This is a genomic window from Hyphomicrobium zavarzinii ATCC 27496 (genome assembly GCF_000383415.1).
Classification (GTDB): Bacteria; Pseudomonadota; Alphaproteobacteria; order Rhizobiales; family Hyphomicrobiaceae; genus Hyphomicrobium_C; species Hyphomicrobium_C zavarzinii.
On the sequence record NZ_KB911255.1, the window covers coordinates 611288 to 633154 of the forward strand.

A 21867-nucleotide genomic window follows, 5' to 3' on the forward strand; every position below is an offset into this window, starting at 1 on the left:
CCCAACGAGGATCTGATCGACGATGGCTGCCTATCTCCTCAAGCGATTGCTGCTCATCATTCCGACGATGATCGGTATCATGCTGATCAGTTTCGTGATCGTGCAGTTCGCGCCGGGCGGGCCGGTCGAGCAGATGATCGCCAAGCTCACGGGCAGCGACACGTCGATCTCGGACCGCCTCGGCGGCGGCGGACGCGATACGCTTGGGGGCGGGAGCCAGTCGCAACTCGGCCAGGGCGCGGGCGACAGCGTCACCTCGAAGTATCGCGGTGCGCAGGGGCTCGATCCCGAGTTCATCAAAAGCCTCGAAAAGCAGTTCGGCTTCGACAAGCCCGCGCATGAGCGCTTTCTGCTCATGATGAAAAGCTATCTCATGTTCGATTTCGGAAAGAGCTACTTCCGCGACGTGTCGGTGATCGAGCTGATCAAGGAGAAGATGCCGGTTTCGATCTCGCTTGGCCTCTGGATGACGCTGATCACGTATTTCATCTCCATTCCGCTCGGCATCCGGAAGGCGGTGAAAGATGGGGAGAAGTTCGATACCTGGACCAGCACGCTTCTGGTCGTCGGCTACGCGGTGCCGGGCTTCCTCGTGGCGGTGCTGCTGCTCATCGTGTTCGCGGGCTCGTCGTTCTTCCAGTGGTTCCCGTCACGCGGGCTCACCTCGGACAACTGGGAACAGCTTTCGACGTTCGGGAAGATCGTGGATTACTTCTGGCACTTGACGCTGCCAATCATCGCGATGTCGCTCGGCGCCTTCACCACCATGGCGTTCCTCACCAAGAACAGCTTCCTGGACGAAATCCGCAAGCAGTACGTGATCACGGCGCGCTCCAAGGGGCTTAGCGAGCGGGAGGTGCTCTACGGGCATATCTTCCGTAACGCGATGCTGCTCATCATCGCGGGCTTTCCGGGGGCCTTCATCAGCGCCTTCTTCTCGGGCTCGCTGCTGATCGAGACGGTGTTCTCGCTCGACGGGCTCGGGCTGCTCGGCTTCGAGAGCGCGATCAAGCGAGATTATGCGGTGGTGTTCGCCACGCTCTACATCTTTGCGCTGATGGGGCTTGTCGTGAACGTCGTCACCGATTTCATCTATACACTTGTCGATCCCCGCATCGACTTCGAGAGCCGGGAGATCTAGCCGTGGACGCCCGACGCGAGGATACCAACGAGCAGGCCGTGACGACCGATCCGGTGCGTCCGCCGCTTTTCACGCGGCTCCTTCCGCGCTTCACGCTCTCGCCGATCAACGCGCGGCGCTGGGCGAACTTCAAGGCGAACCGGCGCGGCTACTGGAGCCTCGTCCTCTTTCTCATCCTGTTTTTCGTCACGCTGTTCGCGGAGGTCATCGCCAACGATAGGCCGCTGATCGTGCGCTACAAGGGCGAGACGCTGTTCCCCGTGCTCGTCGACTATCCCGAATCCAAGTTCGGAGGCTTCCTGGCGGTGACGGACTATCGCGATCCGCTCATCATCGAGGAGATTACCTCCAACGGCTGGATGATTTGGCCGCCGATCCGCTATTCCTACGACACCATCAACAAGGACTATCCGAACCGCGTGGATGCCGACGGCAACTGCTTCCTCGAGCGGGATGGCGTGAAGCATCAGGCGGGGCTCGGTTATCCCGCGCCGCCGCAATGGGCTGCGCGCGCGAAGCTCTGTGACGCGCCGCCCGATCAGATGGCGCGCTATCTAGCCGTCGGAAACTGGAATTGGCTCGGGCTCGACAACCAGGGCCGGGACGTGCTGGCGCGCGTGATCTATGGGTTCCGCATCTCGGTGATGTTCGGCCTGATCTTGACTATCCTATCGAGCCTGATCGGCATCGCGGCAGGCGCTGTTCAAGGGTTCTACGGCGGGTGGATCGATCTCCTCATGCAGCGGTTCCTGGAGATCTGGGGCAACATTCCGACGCTCTACGTGCTGATCATCATCGCGGCCGTTCTGGTGCCGGGCTTCTGGACGCTGCTGTTCGTGCTGCTTGCCTTCCAATGGACGTCCCTCGTCGGCGTGGTGCGCGCGGAGTTCCTGCGGGCGCGCAACTTCGAATACGTGCGCGCGGCGCGGGCACTGGGGCTTTCCGACACGACCATCATGCGCAAGCACCTCCTGCCGAACGCCACCGTCGCAACGCTGACGTTCATGCCGTTCCAGCTTTCGGGCTCCATCACCACGCTGACGTCGCTCGACTTCCTCGGGCTTGGCTTGCCGCCGGGCTCGCCGTCGCTGGGTGAGCTGCTGTTGCAGGGCAAGGGTGATCTCGGCGCGCCTTGGCTCGGCATGAGCGCGTTCTTCTCCATCGCGATCATGCTGTCGCTCTTGATCTTCATCTTCGAAGGGGTGCGCGACGCGCTCGATCCCCGCAAGACCTTTGCGTGAGGGGGTAGGCGATGTCCAAAGAGGTGCTGATAAACGTCAAGAACCTGTCGGTGGCCTTCCGCTCGGGCGGCGGCACGACGACGACGGCCGTGAAAGGCGTCACGTTCAAGATCAACAAGGGTGAGACGGTGGCGCTCGTCGGCGAGTCCGGCAGCGGGAAGTCCGTCTCGGCGCTTTCAATCCTGCGGCTGCTGCCCTATCCGGCCGCGTCGCATCCCACGGGCGAGATCTTCTTCGAGGGGAAGGATCTGCTGAAGACGTCCGAGCAGGATCTCAAGCGTATCCGCGGGGATCGCATCTCGATCATCTTTCAGGAGCCGATGACCTCGCTCAATCCGCTGCATACCATCGAGCGGCAGGTGGGCGAGATCCTGGCGCTCCATCGCGGTCTCAGCGGACAGGCTGCCCGCGCGCGCGTCATCGAGCTTCTGACGAAGGTCGGTATTCCGGAGCCCGAGAAGCGGCTCAACGCTTTCCCGCACCAGCTTTCGGGCGGGCAGCGCCAGCGGGTCATGATCGCGATGGCGCTCGCCAACGAGCCGGATCTTCTGATCGCAGACGAGCCGACGACCGCGCTCGACGTGACCATCCAGGCGCAGATCCTGGAGCTTCTGCGCAATCTCCAGCGCGAAATGGGAATGGCGATGCTGCTGATCACACACGATCTCGGCATCGTGCGGCGGATGGCGGAGCGCGTCTACGTCATGCAGAGCGGCTCGATCGTGGAGGAGCAGCCGACGGAGGCGCTGTTCGCTTCTCCGCAACATCCCTACACGCGCCATCTGATCGCGGCGGAGCCCAAGGGCAAGCCGCCGCATTTCGATGCCGCCTCACCCGTGATCGCGGAGACGCAGGATCTCAAGGTGTGGTTTCCGATCAAGCGTGGCTTCCTGCAGCGGACCGTGGATCACGTGAAGGCGGTGGACGGTGTTTCGGTGAAGATCCTTGCCGGGCAGACGGTGGGCGTTGTCGGCGAGTCGGGATCGGGCAAGACGACGCTCGGGCTTGCGATCCTGCGGCTGATCTCGTCGTCCGGACCCATCGTCTATCTCGGCAAGCGTATCGACGGGCTCACCTCCAAGGAGATGCGCCCGCTCAGGCGCGAGATGCAGGTTGTTTTCCAGGATCCCTATGGATCGCTCTCGCCGCGCCTTTCGATCTTCGAGATCATCGAGGAGGGCCTGCTCATCCAGAAGCCCGAGTGGACCGCTGCGCAACGGCGCGAGCAGGCGGCGAAGGCCCTGAGCGAAGTGGGGCTCGACGCGGCTTCGTCGCTGGACCGGTATCCGCACGAATTCTCCGGCGGGCAACGTCAGCGTATCGCCATCGCGCGTGCCATGGCGCTCGAACCCAAGTTCATCGTACTCGACGAGCCGACGAGCGCGCTCGATATGAGCGTGCAGGCGCAGATCGTCGACCTCCTGCGGGAGCTGCAAGCCAAGCGTAATCTTGCCTATGTTTTCATCAGTCACGATCTCAAAGTCGTGCGCGCGCTCTGCAACTATGTGATCGTGATGCGGAACGGCAAGGCGGTGGAGGAAGGTCCGGCGGACGAAATTTTCACAGCGCCCAAAGCGGATTATACGAAGGCGCTTCTGGCGGCGGCGTTTGATCTCAAGGTGGCGCACCGCGCGGCGATCGCGGGTTGACCATTCTCGAACATCGCGCGGTCGGCAGAAATTTTCCCTACGTCAGGATGCGCCGCCTGTCATCGCGCTTGAGGGCGGTCACCTTTTGAGACATCCTGCGCACATTCCGATCAGGCCGGTGTATTTCGCATGACGACGACGCAAGAGGGTTTTCATCCGTCCTCGGTCCAGGCGACGATCGAGCAGCTTCGCTATTGGGTTCCGACGATCAAGGATGTTGCGCACGTCTTCGAGGGCAATGAAGACGAATGCTGGCTGCTTTCAATCGAGCCGGTCGTTGCCGCCGCGTGTCCGGTGGCGTTGGCGCTGAGGGAGACGGGGCGTTTCGACATCGCGATTGCCGGCGAGACGTATGAGGATCGGCTGGTCGGGAAGCTCGAGGAGCTGGTGCTGCTTCTCGAGCGCATTACGCAAGGCCAGATCATCCAGCGGCGCTGGGTGAGCTCCGTGACCGGAGTAGAGCGCGGCATCGAGACCATCATTCTGCTCGGGGACGGCACGGTTTGGCGCGACGGGCCGGAGCCGGACGGATACGGCGAGCGCCACGATCGCCACTTCCTGCCTTACCGTCGCGGTTGATCGTTCAGGCTTTCGGCGCCGTTGCCGCTTGCGGGATGCGCCGGATTGCAAGGATTTTCGAACCATCCCTGGCGATGCGTTGCGCGGCTTCCGGCAGCGTTTCCACAGCCACGGCCATGTGGTGCGCGTTGGCATGAACCAGCATCACGCCATCGCTCATGATCCCGACGTGACTTTTCCAGAAGATCAGGTCGCCGCGCTGCAGGCCTTCCAAATCCTCGGGGATCAGGATGGACGTGCCGAGCTCGTTCATCTGCATGTCGCTGTCGCGGGGGGCTGCCACGCCGGCCGCTTCGAGGGCGACTTGAACGAGGCCCGAGCAGTCGATGCCGATGCGGGTGCGGCCGCCCCACAGATACGGCGTGCCGATCAAGCGCTCAGCGATATCGACGAAATCGCGTTCGTAGCGGTCCTTCTCGATGATGTGGCGGGTGATTATGAAGCCGCCGCGTTCGAGACGGCAGAAGCGCTCTCCCCATTCGCTGACGCGGATCTCGGCGTTGAGCGGCAGGTGCATCACCGGCGGTGTCTTGATGTCCGCCGCCGCATAAACGAACGTGCCGAGCGCTTTGACGCGATGGGTCGAGAGCTGCACCTCGCTGCTCAAGGCACTCGAAGGAACGTAGCCTACATAACGGTCGCGCTGGAGCTGGACCCAGGCCCATCCTTCGGCTTCGTCGTACACTTTCACCATTTCGCCGAAGAGGGCTTCGGTCTCGATCCCCACATTGGGCGACGGTTCGCGGCGCAGAGGGATCGCAGGTTTCGCAACCTGGCGCGTCGTGCCTGCGGCATAGCGGGGTGAGACCACCTGGCCACGAAGCGAGAGGGCTGCGAGATCGGGCCGGACGACGTGACGGCGCGGGTCGAGCTTGGGCGGAGCGGCCGGCTGAGCAGGCTCGCTGACGTTGCCGCTCTCGTCCGCCGGCTTGTCGTTGGTCATGAGCAGAGCTCTTTGGTGAGAAGTGAGAAGAGGGCGCGCGCCGTCTGCGGCTCGCCGCCTTTGGGGCCGAGGGGACGGGGTGCCGGGCGCCAGCCATAAAGATCGAAGTGGGCGAAGCGGCGCGCGTTCTTCACGAAGCGCTTCAGGAACAGGGCGGCGGTGATGGCCCCGGCGAAGGGAGCATCATAGACGTTGTTCATGTCGGCGATGTCGCTGTCGAGGTGGCGCTCGTATCCCGGCCAGAACGGCAGACGCCATACCGGGTCGCCGACGGCCTCGGCCTCCGCGCTGAGCGCTTCGGCGAATGCGTTGTCGTTCGTGAAGAATGCGGGGAGGTCCGGGCCGAGGGCCACGCGGGCCGCGCCGGTCAGCGTCGCGAATACGAGGATCGTGTCGGGCTGCTCCTCGTCGGCCAGCGATAGCGCGTCGGCGAGCACGAGGCGGCCTTCCGCGTCGGTGTTTCCGATTTCGACGGTTTTGCCCGCGCGGCTCAGGAGAATGTCGCCCGGGCGGAATGCATCGCCTGAAATGCTGTTCTCGGCTGCTGCGATCAGCAAACGCAGGCGCACATCGAGGCCGCGGCTCATGATCAGCTCGGCCAGCGTGAGGGCCGCGGCGGCGCCACCCATATCCTTCTTCATGAGAAGCATACCGGAGGCGGGCTTTATGTCGAGGCCGCCGGTGTCGAAGGTGATGCCCTTGCCGACGAGCGTGAGCATCGGCGCCTTGGGGTTGCCGCCGGGCTTCTGCCATCTGACGTCGATGAGGCGGGGCGCACGGGAGCTGGCGCGGCCGACCGCATGGATCATGCGGAACCCTTTTTCGAGCAGGTCGTCGCCGACAATGGTCTCGATGCTCGCGCCGTGATCGCGGGCGAGGCGCTGAGCGGCGGCTTCCAGATCTTCCGGGGCAAGGTCGGACGCGGGCGTATTGATCAGATCGCGTCCTTTCCAGATCGCGCCGACCTGGTTGACGACCGCCTGATAGTCGAGCTTTTGGGGCAGCTTGAGCCGCGGCGGGGCCTCGCCGGGCGCGCTCTTGTAGCGGCGGAAGCGGTAGGCGCCGAGGCCCCACGCGATGGCGGCAAGCTCCGCATTGGGAACGTCGCCTCCAAGATGATAGAGGCCTTCGGGCAGGCTTGCGGCGAGCTGTCCCATCAGAAGGTCGGAGGGGCCGGAGGGATCGCCCGCGCTTCCGTTGCCGATGCCGAGCGCAACGCCTGCCAACGCGCCCTGAGGACCTGGAATGAGCGCCTGCTTCTTGGCCGCGCTCGTGAACCGCGTGCGCTCGAGCCACGCTTTGGCCGTGTCGTCCAGGCCCGTGAGGCGTGCCACCGGCTGCGATTCGGAGACGAGCCAGATTGGGGTGCTGGGGCCGGCGGTGTCGTGGGGGGCCAGCACATCGGTGGGGGAGAGCGCGCTCGGCCCTGAAGATTTGTCGGTCATGGATGGGTTCTTTTGGTCTCGTAAGAATGGCCGCTTGGACGGACCTCGGATGATCAGGCATTATCCCCAGACACGCAGGGAAACACAATCGCAAGAGGACGGCTCAGGATGGCGGCTGAAGGATATCGACTCGTCATTGGCAACAAGAATACGTCGAGCTGGAGCCTGAGGCCCTGGCTCGCCTTGAAGCAGGCGGGGATCGATTTCACAGAGGTCAGAATCAATCTCCGCGCCACGGACGCGAAGGAGCAGATCCTGGCGCATTCGCCGGCGGGAAAGGTGCCGGTGCTGTGGTCGGGCGATCTCATGATCTGGGACAGTCTCGCCATTCTCGAATACGTCGCCGAGCGCCATCCTGATAAGGCACTGTGGCCGTCGGATGTCAGGGCGAGAGCCGTGGCGCGCTCGGTCAGCGCGGAAATGCATTCGGGCTTTCAGCCCTTGCGCGAGCACTGCCCGATGAAGATCCTCTCGCAGGATCCCAAGCCCGAGCATCCCGATGCGGTGGTGGCGAACATCCGGCGGATCGTCGAGCTCTGGATGGACAGCCGCAAGCGGTTCGGCGGCGATGGTCCGTTTCTGTTCTCTCGCTTCTCGATCGCGGATGCCATGTTCGCGCCGGTGGCCTCGCGCTTCCGCACCTATGTTGCGGATCTCGGGGCGTTCGGCGATGACGGCACGGCGGCGGCTTACGTCGATACAATCCTCTCGCTTCCCGCCATCGAGGAGTGGATCAGAGGGGCGCGGGCCGAAGTCGCGGGTTAGGGCGCGGCCCTGCCGGATCGGTTAAGGCTTTATTGACTGCTGTATCGGAAAGTGACGGGAGACGGGCGCATAAGGCGCGCCCCGCCCCGTGACCGACGAGCAGTGGAGACATTCATGGCCGACCTCGACGCGCTTGCGATGCCGAAGAGGGCACGTCCCGTCGGTGTGCTCGCAGCCATCGCGGCCAGTCTGCTGCTCGGTGCGTGCGCTCAGATCGGCGGCGAGGAAAGCGCGGGGCTGTTTTCCGCGCTGGCTCCCGACACGGCGCCCGCAGCTACCGAGACGGCCCAAGCTCAGCAGCCCAGCGATCCGCGTGCGGCCACCGAGTATTGGGGACAGCAGTATTCCAAGAACCCGCGCGATCTCGATGCAGCGCTCGCCTATGCGCAGAACCTCAAGGTGATGGGGCAGAAGCGCGAGGCGCTGGCCGTGCTGCAGCAGGCGTCGCTGATCCATGGCTCGGACCGGCGCCTGGCTGCGGACTATGGCCGCCTTGCGCTCGATCTCGATCAAGTCAGCGTTGCGAAGAAGGTGCTCGCGGTGGCGGACGATCCTGCCAATCCCGATTGGCGCGTCATCCTTGCGCGCGGCACGGTGCTGGCCAAGGAAGGCAGCTATCGCGAGGCGATCTCGTACTATGAACGCGCGCAGGCGCTCAATCCCGGACATCCGTCCGTGCTGAACAATCTCGCGCTCGCCTACACCATGAGCGGCGAAGCGGATCGTGGCGAGCAGCTTCTGCGGCAGGCTTCGGCGACGGGTGGCGAGAACGCGAAGGTTCGGCAGAACCTGGCGCTCGTGCTCGGCCTTCAGGGCAAGTACGACGAAGCGACGAGGACGGCTTCAGTGGATCTCTCGCCGAGCGATGCGCAGGCGAATACCGCGCTTCTGAAGAAGATGGTGAAGCTCGATGCCAAGGCTGTTGCACCGGCTTCGGCGCCCGCCCGGACGCCACGTGAGACGCCGGCGCAGGAGCCTTCCTGGTCAACGGCTGTGGCCAAGGCCCAGGTGAAGGCGCCGACGCCGGTTGCTGCCCAGGCGCCCGCGCTCCGGTCGAGCAACATCGAGACCGGGTTCGGTGGCCGTACGGAGCCGGATCACGCAGCCTCTCTGTTCACCGCGGAGTAACGAGCGCCACCTGGGCATACCCAGGCGCTTGCGCCTACTTCATCGATGATCGACGACGAAAGCCGGCGCTCTGTTCGCCGGCTTTTCCGTGCTTGGGTGCGTGATGACGCCAGGCTAGCGGCAATTCTCCGCCATGTGACGCGCCAGGGGGCCGGGACCGTTCAGCGAGACTATTGCATCTTCCAGAAGGTTATCGCGGCGGGACCGAGGATCACGACGAACAAGACGGGCAGGAAGAATACGATCATCGGCACCGTGAGCTTCGGGGGCAGGGCCGCTGCCTTCTTCTCGGCGTCAGCCATGCGCATATCGCGGTTTTCCTTGGCCATCACGCGGAGGGCCTGGCTCACGGGCGTGCCGTAGCGCTCTGCCTGCACGAGCGCGGTGGTGACCGCCTTGACGCTCGGAAGGTTCGTTCGCTTGGCGAGGTTCTCGAAGGCCTGACGCCGATCCGGCAGATAGGAGAGCTCGGCTGTCGTCAGAGACAGCTCCTCGCCCAGCTCGACGCATTGGTTCGAGATTTCCTTTGCCACCTTCCCGAAAGACGCTTCCACCGACATGCCGGACTGGACGCAGATCAGCAGCATGTCGAGGGCTTCAGGGAACGCTATTTTGATGGCTTGCTGGCGCTTCTGCGTGAGGTTTTCGATAAACACGTTGGGCAGGTAATAGCCGGCGCCGGCGGCAAGGACTGAATAGAGCAGCTTCATATTCGACGACGCCTCGATTTCGGCGACGAAGAACAGGTAGAGCAGCGTGACGATGAAGGCTAGCGGCGGGGCTGCCACGCGGAAGAACATGTAGGCCACGAGCGGCGCCTGGCCTCTGAGACCTGCCATCTTGAGTTTGTTGCGCAGCTCCTCGCTGTCGAACTGGGCTCTCAGATTGAGCTTGTCGACGATCTGCTGCATGAAGCCTTTCGGCGCCTGCCGCAGCCTGCCTTGGCCCGCACGCTCCTTGTTCAGCTCTGCCAGACGCTTGGACCTCAACGCGTCGCGCTCGAGCGCCATGACGCGCATGCGCTGGTTCATCTGGTCGCGCGCAAGGATCGGCATCACGACCGCCAGTATGGTGGCGAAGACCGAAACCGCAGCCAGCATCGTCGCAAGAAACTGCGGAGATATAAGTGTATCTATGAGGTCTTGCATGGCAGCGCTCTTTCGAGACTAGAACTTGAAGTTGATCATCTTGCGCATGAGCAGCACGCCGATCAGCATCCAGGTTAGGCCGACGAGGATGAAAAGGTTTCCCGTTCGCGTCGTGAACAGCGGGCTGATGTAATCTGGCGACGACGAGTACACCATGAACATGACGCCCGGTGGCAGGGCGGCGAGGATCATGGCGGACGCCTTCGCTTCGGCCGAAAGAGCCTTGACCTTCATGGCCATCTTGAAGCGATCGCGCAGAACGCCGGAAAGGTTGGCGAGCGCTTCGGCAAGGTTGCCGCCGGATTGCTGCTGGATCGCGATCACGATGGCGAGGAACTTGACCTCTGGAAGGGGCATACGCAGCGTGAGACGATCGAGAGCTTCCGAGAGCGACACGCCGATGCGCTGCTGCTCGATCGTCTCGCGGAACTCGCTGGCGACAGGCTCGGGGGCCTCGCGGGCGATCACGCCGAAGCATTCGTTCAACGGCAGGCCGGATTTGATGCCGCGCACGATGACGTCGATCGAGTTCGCAAGCTCCGCCAAAAACTTTTTCTGACGGCGCGCGATCATCTTGGAGAGGACGAAGCGGGGAATGCCGAGGCCGCCGACGATCAGGGTGGCGATCATGATCATCGGCCGGAACGACGATGTGGAGGCCGGCAGGAAGCTCACGACAAGGATGGTGACGAGGACGGCCGAGACAGCGCTCGCGATCCAGAACATCTTCGGCTCGACGTCGAGGCCCGCGCGTTCGAGGCGCAGGCGCAAGGAAACCTTCTCGCGCGCCTTCTGCCTGTTCTCGATATCCTTGAGGCTTTCGGCAACCTGCTTCTTGCGGTTTGCCGCCACTTCGGCGGCCGAGCGCGTCGACATCTTCTTGGCGCGCGATTCCGTCACGTTCGCGACGCGCTTGTCCTTTGCGCGATCGCTCGAAATATAGGGATACATGACGGCGTAGGCCGTCGCCGCGATGGCGACCGCCGCGACAAGAGCCGTCAGCAGTGGCATCGCGCCGGCATCAATCACGGCCTTCTCCCATGGGATTGCCGTTGGTATCCAGCACCTCGGCCGCAGCCAAGGCCGCGGCCAGCCGGTTTTCTTCCTTGTAGTACTGAGCGCGGTCCCAGAATGCCGGCCGTGCGATGCCCGTCGACCTGTGGCGTCCGGTCAGCTTGCCGTTGGCATCCTCTCCTGTGATCTCGTAGACGATGAGATTCTGGAGAGTGATGATGTCCTCTTCCATGCCGGTGACCTCAGTGATGTGGGTCACCTTGCGCGAGCCGTCGCGCAGACGCGCGGCCTGGATGATGACGTCGATGGAGCCGACGATCATCTCGCGGATGGTTTTGATGGGGAGTGTGAAGCCGCCCATCATGATCATGGATTCCAGACGGCTCAGTGCTTCGCGCGGGCTGTTCGAGTGAAGCGTGCCCATGGAGCCGTCATGGCCGGTGTTCATGGCCTGCAGAAGGTCGAAAGCTTCGGGGCCGCGGACCTCGCCGACGATGATCCGCTCCGGGCGCATACGCAGGCAGTTCTTGACGAGATCGCGCATGGTGATCTCGCCTTCACCTTCGAGGTTCGGCGGGCGCGTTTCGAGGCGCACGACGTGGGGTTGCTGGAGCTGAAGCTCGGCCGAGTCCTCACAGGTGATGATGCGCTCGTCGTGGTCGATGGTGCCGGTGAGGCAGTTCAGAAGCGTGGTCTTGCCTGAACCCGTGCCGCCTGAGATCAGAACGTTGCAGCGAACACGTCCGATGATCTCGAGAATGGTCTTTGCCTGTGGCGTGATAGCGCCGAACTTCTGGAGCTGCTCGAGCGTCAGGCGATCCTTCTTGAACTTGCGGATCGTGAGCGCAGGGCCGTCGATGGCGAGCGGGGGCGCAATGACGTTGACGCGCGAGCCGTCCGGAAGACGCGCGTCGCATATGGGGCTGCTTTCGTCAACGCGGCGGCCGACCTGGCTCACGATGCGCTGGCAGATGTTCATGAGCTGCTGGTTGTCGGCAAAGCGCACGCCGGTCTTCTGCGTTTTGCCGTTGACCTCGATGAAGGTGGTCGTGGCGCCGTTGACCATAATGTCGGCGATGTCGTCGCGTGCGAGCAGGGGCTCGAGGGGGCCATAGCCCAGCACGTCGTTGCAGATGTCCTCGAGCAGCTCTTCCTGCTCCGCGATCGACATCACGACGTTCTTGACCTGGATGATCTCGCTTACGATGTCGCGGATCTCCTCGCGCGCGGCCGCGGAGTCGAGCTTCGCGAGCTGCGTGAGGTCGATGGTGTCGATGAGTGCGTTAAAGACGGTCGTCTTTACGTCGTAGTATTCTTCCGAATGGTGGCGCTGCTGCTCAACGGGCTCCGCGCGCGAGGGCACGGCCGCGGACGGAGGCGGGGGCGCGGACGCGGGCGCAGGCCCAGGGGCCGGCGCCGCGGAGGGTGCGGGCAGCTTACGTTGGGCGCCGGGTTCATTCGTGCGTCTGCCGAACATGAGGTCTCCGTCAACGCATGAGTTTGAGCTTTTCAAGGAGTGGGGCGAGCGGCGACTTCTTCTCGACCTTCACTTCCTTGCGGTGCGCAAGCGCCATGGCGATGTCGCGGAAGGCCTGGGGTGCCTTCGCCTTGCTGTTGTATTCCTCGACCATCTGACCGTTGTTGGCGGCCTGGCCGAAGTTCTCGCAGTCGAAATCGATCACGGCGAGGGTTTTGAGATCGAGCGCGTTCTCGAACTCCTTCGGCGTGATCTCGGGGCGCTTCTGCATGTTGGCCATGTTGAGCACCAGGTGGGGCGCGGCGTCGTTCTTGCGCGCGGTCTTCACGAGATCGATGATGTTCTTCGCGTTGCGAAGGTTGGCGAGATCGGGGATGGCCGTGATGACGATCTCGTCAGCCTGGAGCAGGAGGCGCTTGGTCCACGGCGCCCAGGTGTGCGGCAGGTCGACGGCGACGAACGGCACGTTCTGGCGCACGACGTCGATCACCGTCTCGCATCCTTCGGGCGACATTTCGTAGTCGCGATCAAGCACGACAGGCGCGGCGAAGATCGAGAGATGCTTCGAGCAGGTGGTCAGCAAGCGGTCGAGCAGAACCTCGTCGAGACGGTCGGGGTTCTGGAGCGCATCGGCGATGCCCTGGACGGGATCCTGGTTGAAGTCGAGCCCAGTCGTGCCGAATGCGAGATCCATATCGGCGATGACGATGTTGGTCGCGAGGGCTTCGGAGAGTGTCCACGCCACGTTGTGGCAGATGGTGGACGAACCTACGCCACCCTTGGCTCCGATGAAGGCGAAGACTTGGCCGACCGGATCGGAATCCGGGTTGTTATAGAGCCCTGACAAGCACTCCATCAGCTCGAACGACGAAATGGGCGCCACGAGGTATTCGGAGATGCCGCGCTTCATGAGATCGCGGTAGAGGACCACGTCGTTGGTGGAGCCGATGATCACGACCTTCGTGCCCGGATCGCAGCTCTGAGCCAGCTCTTCGAGCGTGGCCACGAGCTCGCCGTGGGGAAGGTGCGATTCCAGAATGATGAGGTTCGGCGTGGGGCTTTCCTGATAGTGGGCGACAGCGGCGGGAGCGCCGCCCATCTGGATGGTGACGTGGGCTTTGCTCAGGCGCCGATCCTCGGAGGCGGCCTGCAGTGCCTCCGCCGTTTGGGGCGTCTCGCAGAAGGCCTGGATCGAAATGCGGGGCAGGGGGCGTGCACGATCGCTCAGCGCCGGCGTCTCCGCGCCTTCTGCCTCAAGGGCAAAGGGCGAGAGCGCGTCGTACGCTTCCGTTGCCGAACCTTTCAAAGACTTGGACATGGCTGCGCCTACCGTCACTTTGCGATCTTTACTTTCTCGTCGTCGGTCTTCTTCGAAGCGGTCGATTCACCCCTCACGTACTTGTCCCACGCTGTGTCCCTGCGCTCGCCTGGGCGATCGCTTTCGGTGCGCGGGCCGAGGAGATCGCCCGGGTTCGCGACCATGACGGCGAGGTTGTGCTGATTGGCGCAGCCGAAATTCGGATAGTTTCCGTTGTTGGGCTCGCGAGCCAGATTGGTCGGCCAATAACCACACGTCGGCGCTTCGGCGACATAGCGCAGATACGAGATGCGCACCGGAGCGTCGGCGGTTTCTGCGGCATGGTAGGCCTCGATGGCGATCGAGGATTCCGCAAATCCGTTGTCGCTCAGGATCTGGCGGATCTCGCCGACCGCGTGCATGGCGGCGATCTCGTTGGAGCCGCCGCCGGGAGCCTGGATGATCACGCGGCTGTTGCCGGCGTCGCTTGCGCGGGCGCGGTCGGCGAACTCCAGCACCTCGGCGCGCTGGCGGGGCGCCAGTCCACGGGACGAGGCTCCGACGCGGAGCTGCATCGTCTGGGGCTGTTGGGAGACGATGATCGGGTGACGCTGGGTCGCGTCCACCATCGACCAGCCCGCGACCTGGGGCGCGCCAATGTCGTAGTCATGGCGACATCCTGCGAGAGCGGTCGCCAGGAAGGCGATCAGCGCGTAAGAGACCGGGCGAAAGCGCGCGGGGGCGCGTTTCTCTGGCGGCGAAGCAAGTGCGTAATCCATGATTGCGTCTCCAGGCTCGCCCACTATTCCACGATAAATCCGTAGTCGCCCTTGAGGTCGCCCGCGGGGGCCACGCTCTCGGTGCCGTAGATGCGATTCAAGTGACCCATGAAGTTGGCCCGCAGATCGCTGGACTCGGCGAGACCGTCCAGCGGCTTCGCGAGATCCTTGGGGGCAACGGGCTTGACCAGGTACGGCGTAACGATGACCACGAGCTCCGTCTCGCGCTTGATGAAGTCGCGGCTGCGGAACAGCGTGCCGAGCACGGGTACGTCCTTGAGGCCCGGGAAGCCGTCGATATTCTGGCGCACGTCGTCGGAGATGAGGCCCGCGAGCGCGATGGAGCCGCCCGAGGGAAGCTCGACGGTGGAGTTCGCCTGGCGTTTCTTCAGGGCCGGGATCGAGGTGGAATCGAGCACGATCGCGCCCGCGTTCGAAAGCTCGCTCACCTCGCTTTCGATCTTGAGGCTGATGCGGCCCTCGGAGAGGACCGTCGGCGTGAAGGCGACGCCAACACCGAACTCCTTGAAAGTGACAGTGGTCTGGCCGTTCGAGTCCTTCACCGGGATCGGATACTCGCCACCCGCGAGAAACTTGGCGGGCTCGCCGGAAATCGCGGTCAGATTGGGTTCGGCCAGCGTGCGAACGAGGCCATCGCGCTCAAGTGCGCGCATGGCCTTGCCGAGCTTGACGTCGCTCGAACTCCAGTTCGAGACCGTTCCCGAGTTTCCGAAACTGTTTGCGGCAGGTCCCTGATTATAGACGCAGCCTTGTCCCGCGCCGCAGGCTACAGCGGGGTCGTTCGGATCGCCGGCAGTCGAGACGCCGAATATGGGGAGGGCGCCGAGACCGGCTGCGGTCGTCAGCGGGAGCGCGTTGGCCGTCAGCAGGCTCCAGGTGAAGTTGCCGGCGTTGATGTCAGCTGCGAGGTTGATGCCGAACTGCTTCAGCAGCTCGCGCTGAACCTCGGCGACGACGACCTTGAGCATGACCTGCTCCTCGCCTTCGACGCCGAGCAGGTTCACAACCTTGTTCTTGTCGCGCTTGTCGGATTCGGGCGTCGCCACGATGAAGCGGGAGGCGATGTCGCTCGCGCGGTTCGAGTCGACCGGCGTGCGGACGGTGCCGGTGAGGATGACCGTATCGTTCAGGATCTCAGATTTGATGTTGGCACCGGGCAGCAGCCGCTGAAGCAGCGCGTCGAGCACGGCCGTGTCCTGCTCCACGCTGATTTCAAGCGTGAGCACTTGCTCGCCGTTGGCATCGAAGAAGAACGCGTTGGATTGTCCGATTTTCTTGGCGATCAGATGTACGCGGCTCGACGACTGGACCACGGCGTCGACGATATCGGGCGAGGACACCATCACGTCGCGGAGATCGACGGGCAATTCTACCAAAAGCGATTTGTTGCGGCCGATGCGCACGGCGCGCGATTGGGGCAAGGCCTCTCCACCGCTGATGCGCAGGACAGAGCTTTGAGAGCCCGGCGGAGGCACGAAATCGCCCCCAGCCTGCGCGCGCGGGCTGTGGAATGCGAGGACCAGACCTAAGACGAGCGCGGCAGACCATGCCAAGGCATAGCGAGCCGACGGTTCGACGTGAATGCGCATGTTATCGCCTTTTGACGGACTAAAACTCGAGAAGTGCTCAGTTTACGCCGTACGAACGCGATGCAGTTCCATAACGCAGGACGCGAATTGCAGTGCTCTCTTTGACCGATGGGTCGATGCCCGCAGTCGGGCCTTGGTTGACATCGAGATCGGCAATCGAACGCAGCGAGAGACTGATGTCGCCCATGGAGTTTCCGAGGGCGAGAAGCTCGGCCTGGCGGGCCGTCAGCTCGAGAGTTGCCGTCGTGGCAGCTCCGTCGGCTGTCTTCTTGCCTTCCTTGGTCTCGATCTGCTGGCCGATGGCGAGTACGCGGACGTTGCCGAACAGGAGGTCGCTCACATACTCCTCTTGGCCAGATCTGCCCCTCAAGCGGCGAATCAGGATGACGTCCACGCGATCGTTGGGGAGGATGAGATTGCCGACGGCCGTCTCCTCCTTGATGCGCGTCGAGATCGCGCGCATGCCCGCGGGCAGGATGGCGGCGAGAACGCCGCCCTGGCCGGCCTTGACGAGCTTCTGCTGCGTGATGGGCTCGCCGGCCATGATGGGCGCGCGGGCAATCGAGCCTGCAAGCTGCGTCATGGCATCCGGCTGCGCGGTGCGGGTGATGAAGCCCGCCGTTACGGTCTCCTCGGGCCAGGATTGCCAGCGGAACAGGCTGTCGTTGGTGATCTGGCCGAGACCGATGTCGGTGCGCGCGACGAGGACGTCGCTCGACTTCACCTTGACCTCAACGGTCTTCTGGACGGGCGGCTTGCTCACGAGGCCGCGCACCATCATGAATGCCATGAGGCCAGCAGTCGCCGCGATGGCAAGTCCAATGAGCTGGGGCCGTTTCATTGCGCGCGTTGTCCCATACGGCCTTATGGCCGAACCTTGTGCCTAGAAGCCAAAGTTTGAAGGACAAACGTCAACGCGGCGTTAATGTCTGTTCCGTTTTGGACGATGATCAGACGGCTGATGCTATAAAAAGGGCCGTCTTCGGGCAGACCAGAAGTGCCGAGCTGGCAATGGCAATTCCGTAAGGGATGCCGCCGCCTTGCTTGTGGAGCTTGATGGCCCATTCCGGAGCATAGACCCCGAGGAGCGGGAGACGCCGATAGAACAGGATGGCGAAGGCGAGAAGGCCACCGAAGAAGGTGACGTAGACCAAGAACGGCAGGAGCTGCTCGAAGCCGATCCACAGTGCTGCCGCGGCCAGGAGCTTGGCGTCGCCGCCGCCGAAGCCGCCGATGGCGAACAGGGCGATACCGGCTGCGAGAACGAGCAGACCGGCCGCGAAGTGAGAGAGAATCTGCTCGATAGAGAGACCCGCGATCATCGCTACAACCAGGAACAAGCCGACGAGCGCCAGCGAGACGCGATTGGGGATCGTCATCGTCAAAAGATCGTAGGCGCCGCCGAACGCGAGAAGCGCCGGAAATACCATGAGCAACGCGTACTCGAACACGGGCGTTTCCTCTATCCGAAAAGCGATTTGACGCTATTGGCCCTGATCGAATGCGTCGCTAATATTCTCGTACTGGGCATTTATCAAGGGAGCCATCTCGTGGAGGCTGGCGACGATGCCGACCGACACTACACCTGCAATCAGCGCGTACTCGATCGCGGTAGCGCCCCGGTCGTCCGTCCAGAATTTCTTGAGAAGAATTTTCATGCCTGCTTCCGACACAACGAGTGCCTCTCGGCTCACTCTTCAATCCTATCTCACGAAGATTAATGGCGTGTGCAGGCGACGCATTTCTCGGGCCTCACGGAGATGCAAAGCTGCGGAAAAGCGAAGGACCATCCGAGGGTTTCCTCAGATGGTCCTTGTGGGATTGAGTGTCTTGAAGCCAATCCCGTTCGCGGCTTAGTTGGAGGGGAGGTCATCCGTGATCTTGCCGAACACGCCGTTGAGTGCGTCGGCAAGCGGGCCAAGGGTCGAGATAATGCCGACGCTGATGATGCCAGCGATCAGGCCGTACTCGATCGCGGTGGCGCCAGACTCATCCTTCAGGAAACGCGAGAAAATGTTGGTCATGACTCAAAACTCCCAATGTCGACTTCAATTCTTATAGTTCGTTGCGCGGTGCTGCCCGGCGCGTCTGAACTAGGGACAAGGTACGCTTGGGTCGTTAAAGCGATGTAAAAGCGATAGATGTCTAGATAAACAAATCCTACTAACTTGCTAATCTAAAGACTAAAACTTGCAATTTTCCAAGTTATGTGAAGTATATCCCTATGTAATTCCTGGTTTACTATTTGTTACCTCGTGATAATTCGCCGAAAACCATGCTTCGATTATAATTAATAATTCGTTTTTCCGCATTTTTGCTTGCGCGACATACCGGGAGTATCCGCCGGTAGCGAACGGATTGTTTTTCGGACCGTCTCCGCTCGAAAATTGGAGCAGGCGCAGTCTTCGGGACGGGCAAGTAAAGCCGAGGCGGCCGCCTTCGCCGCTCGGGGCGCGAAGGGTTTTACGCATCCCCAAAGGACGAGGCCCGCCCTGACGCGTGTCAGGACGGGCCTCGTGTCTTCCCGGAAAGCTCGTGTGGGCCGGCGGCTATTCGTATTTGCCGTGGCAGTGCTTGTACTTCTTGCCGGAGCCGCACGGGCAGGGCGCATTGCGCGAGATCTTGCCCCAGGTTGCGGGCTCGGAGGGATCCACGGCGCCTGCGGCCTTGCGGGTTTGCAGGGGGGCCCGCTTCTCGGGCGTGCGGCTGCCCCGTCCCCGCGCTGCGATGGCTGCGTCGACCATCGCCAACTCTTCGGACATCTCGTCGACGCCAGTGGTGGGGTCGAGGTGGTGTGCGTGCATCTCGGGAAGCTCACGCTCCTCGAGCTCGGGGTTGGCTTCGCCCGGAGGGGCGAGCTCCACGTGCATCAACTGGCCGGTCGTTGCTTCGCGCAGGCGTGCCAGCATGCTCTCGAACAGCACGAAGGCCTCGCTCTTGTACTCGTTCAGCGGATCGCGCTGGCCGTAGGCGCGGAAGCCGATGACCTGACGCAGGTGCTCGAGCGTCACGAGATGCTCGCGCCAGAGGTGATCGAGGGTCTGCAGGAGAACCATCTTCTCGATCTGCCGGTAAGTGGGCGGGCCAATGTCGGCGGCCTTCTTCGCGGCCTTCTCGTCCACGGCCGCGATCAGACGCTCCAGGATCTCCTGGTCGGCGATGCCTTCCTCCGCGCCCCACTCCTGGAGCGGTAGATCGAGACCGAAGATGGCCAGCATGGCCTCCTTCAGCTCCGTCATGTTCCACTGCTCGGCGTAGGCGCGCTCGGGGATGAAGCGGCTGACGAGATCGTTCACCACCTGATGGCGCAGATCCTTCACCGTCTCGGACACGTCGTCCTCGGCCATGATGTCCTTGCGCTGGTCGAAAATGACCTTGCGCTGGTCGTTCATCACGTCGTCGTACTTCAGGATCTGCTTGCGGATGTCGAAGTTGCGGGCCTCGACCTTCTTCTGCGCCATCTCGAGGCTCTTGTTCATCCACGGATGGGTGATCGCCTCACCCTCCTGGAGACCGAGCGTCTTCAGCACGCTGTCCATGCGGTCGGAGCCGAAGATGCGCATCAGGTCGTCGTCGAGCGCGAGATAGAATTTCGAGCGGCCCGGGTCGCCCTGACGGCCAGAGCGGCCGCGAAGCTGGTTGTCGATGCGGCGGCTTTCGTGGCGCTCGGTGCCGATCACGTAGAGGCCGCCGGCTTCGAGGGCCGTCTTCTTGCGCCCCTCGATTGCGGCCAGGATCTCGGCCCGCTTCTTCGCGATCTCGTCCTCGGAGGGCGTGCGTCCCGCAGCCGTTTCCTCGGCGACCCAGTCGCGTACCTGATACTCCGCATTGCCGCCGAGCTGGATGTCCGTGCCGCGGCCGGCCATGTTGGTTGCGATCGTCACGGCGCCCGGGACGCCCGCCTGGGCGATGATGCCGGCTTCCTGCTCGTGGTAGCGAGCGTTCAGAACCTGATGCGCGATGGCGTCGCCCTTGGTCTTCGCCGAGCCAATCTCGATCAGATAGGCGCCGATGTCGTTGAAATACGCCTTGAGATCCGATTCCGCGCTCGATTTGCCGTCCTTCGCCTCCTTGAGCTTCTCGGCCTGCGAGAGCAGCGAGCGGCCCAGGTTCATGATGTAGGTCTTGTCCTTGAGCAGCTCGGACAACTGCTCCGACTTCTCGATCGAGGTGGTGCCGACGAGGATCGGCTGGCCGCGGCGCGCGCAGTCCGCGATGGTCGTGACGATGGCGGCGAGCTTTTCCTTCTGCGTGCGGTAGATCTCGTCGTCCTCGTCGATACGCGAGATCTTGAGGTTGGTCGGAATCTCGACAACCTCCAGCCCGTAGATGTCCATGAACTCGGACGCTTCCGTCAGCGCGGTGCCGGTCATGCCGGCGAGCTTCTTGTAGAGGCGGAAGTAGTTCTGGAAGGTGATCGAGGCCAGCGTCTGGTTCTCGGGCTGGATCTCGACGTTCTCCTTGGCTTCGAGCGCCTGGTGGAGGCCTTCCGAATAGCGGCGGCCGGGCATCATGCGGCCCGTGAACTCGTCGATGATGACCACTTCGCCCGCCTTGACGATGTAGTCCTTGTCGCGCTGGAACAGCTTGTGCGCCTTGAGCGCCTGGTTGACGTGATGGACGAGCGAGACGTTCTCGATGTCGTAGAGCGAGCCCTTGAGCATACCGGCCTCGGCGAGGAATTGCTCCATACGCTCGTTGCCGAGCTCGTTGAGCGAAACCTGGCGCTGCTTCTCGTCGAGCTCGTAGTCCTCGGCGGTGAGCTTGGGGATGAGCTTATCGACGGCCACGTAAAGGTCGGCGCGGTCCTCCAGGGGACCCGAAATGATGAGCGGCGTCCGCGCCTCGTCGATGAGAATGCTGTCCACCTCGTCGACGATGGCGAAGGCATGGCCGCGCTGGGCCATGTCGTCCTTGCGCAACTTCATGTTGTCGCGGAGGTAGTCGAAGCCCAGCTCGTTGTTGGTCGCGTAGGTGACGTCGGCGGCGTAGGCGGCCTTGCGCTGCTCGTCGTCGAGGCCGTGGACGATGGTGTCCACGGTGAGGCCGAGGAAGCGGTAGACTTGGCCCATCCACTCGGCGTCGCGCTTGGCGAGGTAGTCGTTGACGGTGACGACGTGGACGCCTTCGCCGGCAAGTGCGTTGAGATACACAGCGAGGGTGGCGACGAGCGTCTTACCTTCGCCCGTCTTCATCTCGGCGATATTGCCTTCGTGGAGCACCATGCCGCCGATGAGCTGAACGTCGAAGTGGCGCTGGCCGAGGGTGCGCTTCGCTGCCTCGCGCACGGTGGCGAACGCCGGGACCAGAAGATCGTCCAGGGAGGTGCCGCTGCGGTACTGCTCACGGAAAGTTTCGGTGCGGGCGCGCAGCTCGCTGTCCGTCAGTTTGGACACTTCGGGCTCGAGGGCGTTGATGGCCTCCACCCGCGAGCGGAAGGTCTTGATTCTCCGCTCGTTGGATGAGCCGAAGATCTTCGAGGCGATCGTGCCGAGAGAGAGCATCAAGATAATTCCTCAAAATCATGGACTTGGCGGGAACGCACGGCGCGTCCGGATGGTCGAGCGTCACGCTCGCCCGGGTACGTCAGGCGGTCCATAACCAAGAACTGGAGAACCGCGGGAGCGCCAGTCCGGCCAATCGGCCACACG

At 63.0% G+C, this 21867-nt stretch carries 19 protein-coding genes; 6 read left to right on the forward strand and 13 right to left on the reverse strand.

The window, feature by feature from the left end; translation table 11 throughout:
• Positions 1 to 22 precede the first annotated feature (22 nt).
• The 4 genes from F812_RS0102810 (at position 23) to F812_RS0102825 (ending at position 4610) form a co-directional block, all read left to right on the forward strand.
• Positions 23 to 1141 (forward strand): microcin C ABC transporter permease YejB, encoded by a 1119-nt coding sequence (locus tag F812_RS0102810; RefSeq protein ID WP_020084438.1) that lies wholly within the window; start codon positions 23 to 25, stop codon positions 1139 to 1141.
• Between the two features lie 38 nt (positions 1142 to 1179).
• Positions 1180 to 2382, forward strand: a complete 1203-nt coding sequence (locus F812_RS0102815; protein WP_040497876.1) for an ABC transporter permease — start codon at positions 1180 to 1182, stop codon at positions 2380 to 2382.
• A gap of 11 nt (positions 2383 to 2393) precedes the next feature.
• Positions 2394 to 4031 carry an ABC transporter ATP-binding protein gene (locus tag F812_RS0102820; RefSeq protein WP_020084440.1) on the forward strand — a complete coding sequence of 546 codons (1638 nt, stop codon included), beginning with the start codon at positions 2394 to 2396 and terminating at the stop codon, positions 4029 to 4031.
• A gap of 129 nt (positions 4032 to 4160) precedes the next feature.
• Positions 4161 to 4610 carry a hypothetical protein gene (locus F812_RS0102825; protein ID WP_020084441.1) on the forward strand — a complete coding sequence of 150 codons (450 nt, stop codon included), beginning with the start codon at positions 4161 to 4163 and terminating at the stop codon, positions 4608 to 4610.
• Positions 4611 to 4614: 4 nt separating this feature from the next.
• On the opposite strand, the gene F812_RS0102830 is transcribed toward F812_RS0102825, so the two are convergent.
• Together F812_RS0102830 and F812_RS0102835 are read right to left on the reverse strand one after the other, a co-directional pair.
• On the reverse strand, positions 4615 to 5553 hold the full coding sequence (locus F812_RS0102830; RefSeq protein WP_020084442.1) for a C40 family peptidase: 939 nt from the start codon (positions 5551 to 5553) through the stop codon (positions 4615 to 4617).
• Positions 5550 to 6998 carry a leucyl aminopeptidase family protein gene (locus F812_RS0102835; protein ID WP_020084443.1) on the reverse strand — a complete coding sequence of 483 codons (1449 nt, stop codon included), beginning with the start codon at positions 6996 to 6998 and terminating at the stop codon, positions 5550 to 5552. The genes F812_RS0102830 and F812_RS0102835 overlap by 4 nt, the downstream gene beginning before the upstream one ends.
• Before the next feature lie 108 nt (positions 6999 to 7106).
• Between F812_RS0102835 and F812_RS0102840 the strand changes: the two genes are divergently transcribed.
• Both F812_RS0102840 and F812_RS22315 read left to right on the forward strand, forming a co-directional pair.
• A complete protein-coding gene (locus F812_RS0102840; RefSeq protein WP_020084444.1) occupies positions 7107 to 7763 on the forward strand; it encodes a glutathione S-transferase family protein in 657 nt (218 codons plus the stop codon).
• Between the two features lie 114 nt (positions 7764 to 7877).
• Positions 7878 to 8891 (forward strand): tetratricopeptide repeat protein, encoded by a 1014-nt coding sequence (locus F812_RS22315; RefSeq protein WP_020084445.1) that lies wholly within the window; start codon positions 7878 to 7880, stop codon positions 8889 to 8891.
• A 170-nt stretch (positions 8892 to 9061) separates the two neighbouring features.
• On the opposite strand, the gene F812_RS0102850 is transcribed toward F812_RS22315, so the two are convergent.
• The 11 genes from F812_RS0102850 to secA form a co-directional block, all read right to left on the reverse strand.
• A complete protein-coding gene (locus F812_RS0102850) occupies positions 9062 to 10039 on the reverse strand; it encodes a type II secretion system F family protein (RefSeq protein WP_020084446.1) in 978 nt (325 codons plus the stop codon).
• An 18-nt stretch (positions 10040 to 10057) separates the two neighbouring features.
• Positions 10058 to 11068: a type II secretion system F family protein gene (locus F812_RS0102855; protein WP_020084447.1), complete on the reverse strand. Its 1011-nt coding sequence runs from the start codon at positions 11066 to 11068 to the stop codon at positions 10058 to 10060.
• Positions 11061 to 12530 (reverse strand): TadA family conjugal transfer-associated ATPase, encoded by a 1470-nt coding sequence (locus F812_RS0102860; protein WP_020084448.1) that lies wholly within the window; start codon positions 12528 to 12530, stop codon positions 11061 to 11063. The genes F812_RS0102855 and F812_RS0102860 overlap by 8 nt, the downstream gene beginning before the upstream one ends.
• Positions 12531 to 12540: 10 nt before the next feature.
• Entirely contained in the window at positions 12541 to 13848 is a 1308-nt protein-coding gene (locus F812_RS0102865) for an AAA family ATPase (RefSeq protein WP_020084449.1), read from the reverse strand.
• 14 nt (positions 13849 to 13862) lie between these two features.
• A complete protein-coding gene (locus F812_RS0102870; RefSeq protein ID WP_020084450.1) occupies positions 13863 to 14606 on the reverse strand; it encodes a CpaD family pilus assembly protein in 744 nt (247 codons plus the stop codon).
• Positions 14607 to 14629: 23 nt separating this feature from the next.
• Positions 14630 to 16216, reverse strand: a complete 1587-nt coding sequence (locus tag F812_RS0102875; RefSeq protein ID WP_020084451.1) for a type II and III secretion system protein family protein — start codon at positions 16214 to 16216, stop codon at positions 14630 to 14632.
• Positions 16217 to 16253: 37 nt separating this feature from the next.
• Complete coding sequence (cpaB, locus tag F812_RS0102880; RefSeq protein ID WP_020084452.1) at positions 16254 to 17057, reverse strand: Flp pilus assembly protein CpaB; 804 nt, start codon at positions 17055 to 17057, stop codon at positions 16254 to 16256.
• Between the two features lie 109 nt (positions 17058 to 17166).
• Positions 17167 to 17667: an A24 family peptidase gene (locus F812_RS0102885; RefSeq protein ID WP_020084453.1), complete on the reverse strand. Its 501-nt coding sequence runs from the start codon at positions 17665 to 17667 to the stop codon at positions 17167 to 17169.
• Positions 17668 to 17700: 33 nt separating this feature from the next.
• Entirely contained in the window at positions 17701 to 17874 is a 174-nt protein-coding gene (locus F812_RS25885) for a Flp family type IVb pilin (protein WP_020084454.1), read from the reverse strand.
• Positions 17875 to 18069: 195 nt separating this feature from the next.
• Positions 18070 to 18240: a Flp family type IVb pilin gene (locus F812_RS0102895; RefSeq protein WP_020084455.1), complete on the reverse strand. Its 171-nt coding sequence runs from the start codon at positions 18238 to 18240 to the stop codon at positions 18070 to 18072.
• Positions 18241 to 18765: 525 nt separating this feature from the next.
• Positions 18766 to 21720 carry a preprotein translocase subunit SecA gene (gene secA, locus F812_RS0102900; protein ID WP_020084456.1) on the reverse strand — a complete coding sequence of 985 codons (2955 nt, stop codon included), beginning with the start codon at positions 21718 to 21720 and terminating at the stop codon, positions 18766 to 18768.
• Between the last annotated feature and the right edge of the window lie 147 nt (positions 21721 to 21867).

Coding starts and splice junctions, on each gene's coding strand:
- F812_RS0102860 (WP_020084448.1), bottom strand. CDS start 12,530: ATGTTCGGCAGACGCACGAATGAACCCGGCGCCCAACGTAAGCTGCCC.
- F812_RS0102870 (WP_020084450.1), bottom strand. CDS start 14,606: ATGGATTACGCACTTGCTTCGCCGCCAGAGAAACGCGCCCCCGCGCGC.
- cpaB (WP_020084452.1), bottom strand. CDS start 17,057: ATGAAACGGCCCCAGCTCATTGGACTTGCCATCGCGGCGACTGCTGGC.
- F812_RS0102835 (WP_020084443.1), bottom strand. CDS start 6,998: ATGACCGACAAATCTTCAGGGCCGAGCGCGCTCTCCCCCACCGATGTG.
- F812_RS0102820 (WP_020084440.1), top strand. CDS start 2,394: ATGTCCAAAGAGGTGCTGATAAACGTCAAGAACCTGTCGGTGGCCTTC.
- F812_RS0102810 (WP_020084438.1), top strand. CDS start 23: ATGGCTGCCTATCTCCTCAAGCGATTGCTGCTCATCATTCCGACGATG.
- F812_RS0102825 (WP_020084441.1), top strand. CDS start 4,161: ATGACGACGACGCAAGAGGGTTTTCATCCGTCCTCGGTCCAGGCGACG.
- F812_RS0102875 (WP_020084451.1), bottom strand. CDS start 16,216: ATGCGCATTCACGTCGAACCGTCGGCTCGCTATGCCTTGGCATGGTCT.
- F812_RS25885 (WP_020084454.1), bottom strand. CDS start 17,874: ATGAAAATTCTTCTCAAGAAATTCTGGACGGACGACCGGGGCGCTACC.
- F812_RS22315 (WP_020084445.1), top strand. CDS start 7,878: ATGGCCGACCTCGACGCGCTTGCGATGCCGAAGAGGGCACGTCCCGTC.
- secA (WP_020084456.1), bottom strand. CDS start 21,720: ATGCTCTCTCTCGGCACGATCGCCTCGAAGATCTTCGGCTCATCCAAC.
- F812_RS0102840 (WP_020084444.1), top strand. CDS start 7,107: ATGGCGGCTGAAGGATATCGACTCGTCATTGGCAACAAGAATACGTCG.
- F812_RS0102830 (WP_020084442.1), bottom strand. CDS start 5,553: ATGACCAACGACAAGCCGGCGGACGAGAGCGGCAACGTCAGCGAGCCT.
- F812_RS0102850 (WP_020084446.1), bottom strand. CDS start 10,039: ATGCAAGACCTCATAGATACACTTATATCTCCGCAGTTTCTTGCGACG.
- F812_RS0102865 (WP_020084449.1), bottom strand. CDS start 13,848: ATGTCCAAGTCTTTGAAAGGTTCGGCAACGGAAGCGTACGACGCGCTC.
- F812_RS0102895 (WP_020084455.1), bottom strand. CDS start 18,240: ATGACCAACATTTTCTCGCGTTTCCTGAAGGATGAGTCTGGCGCCACC.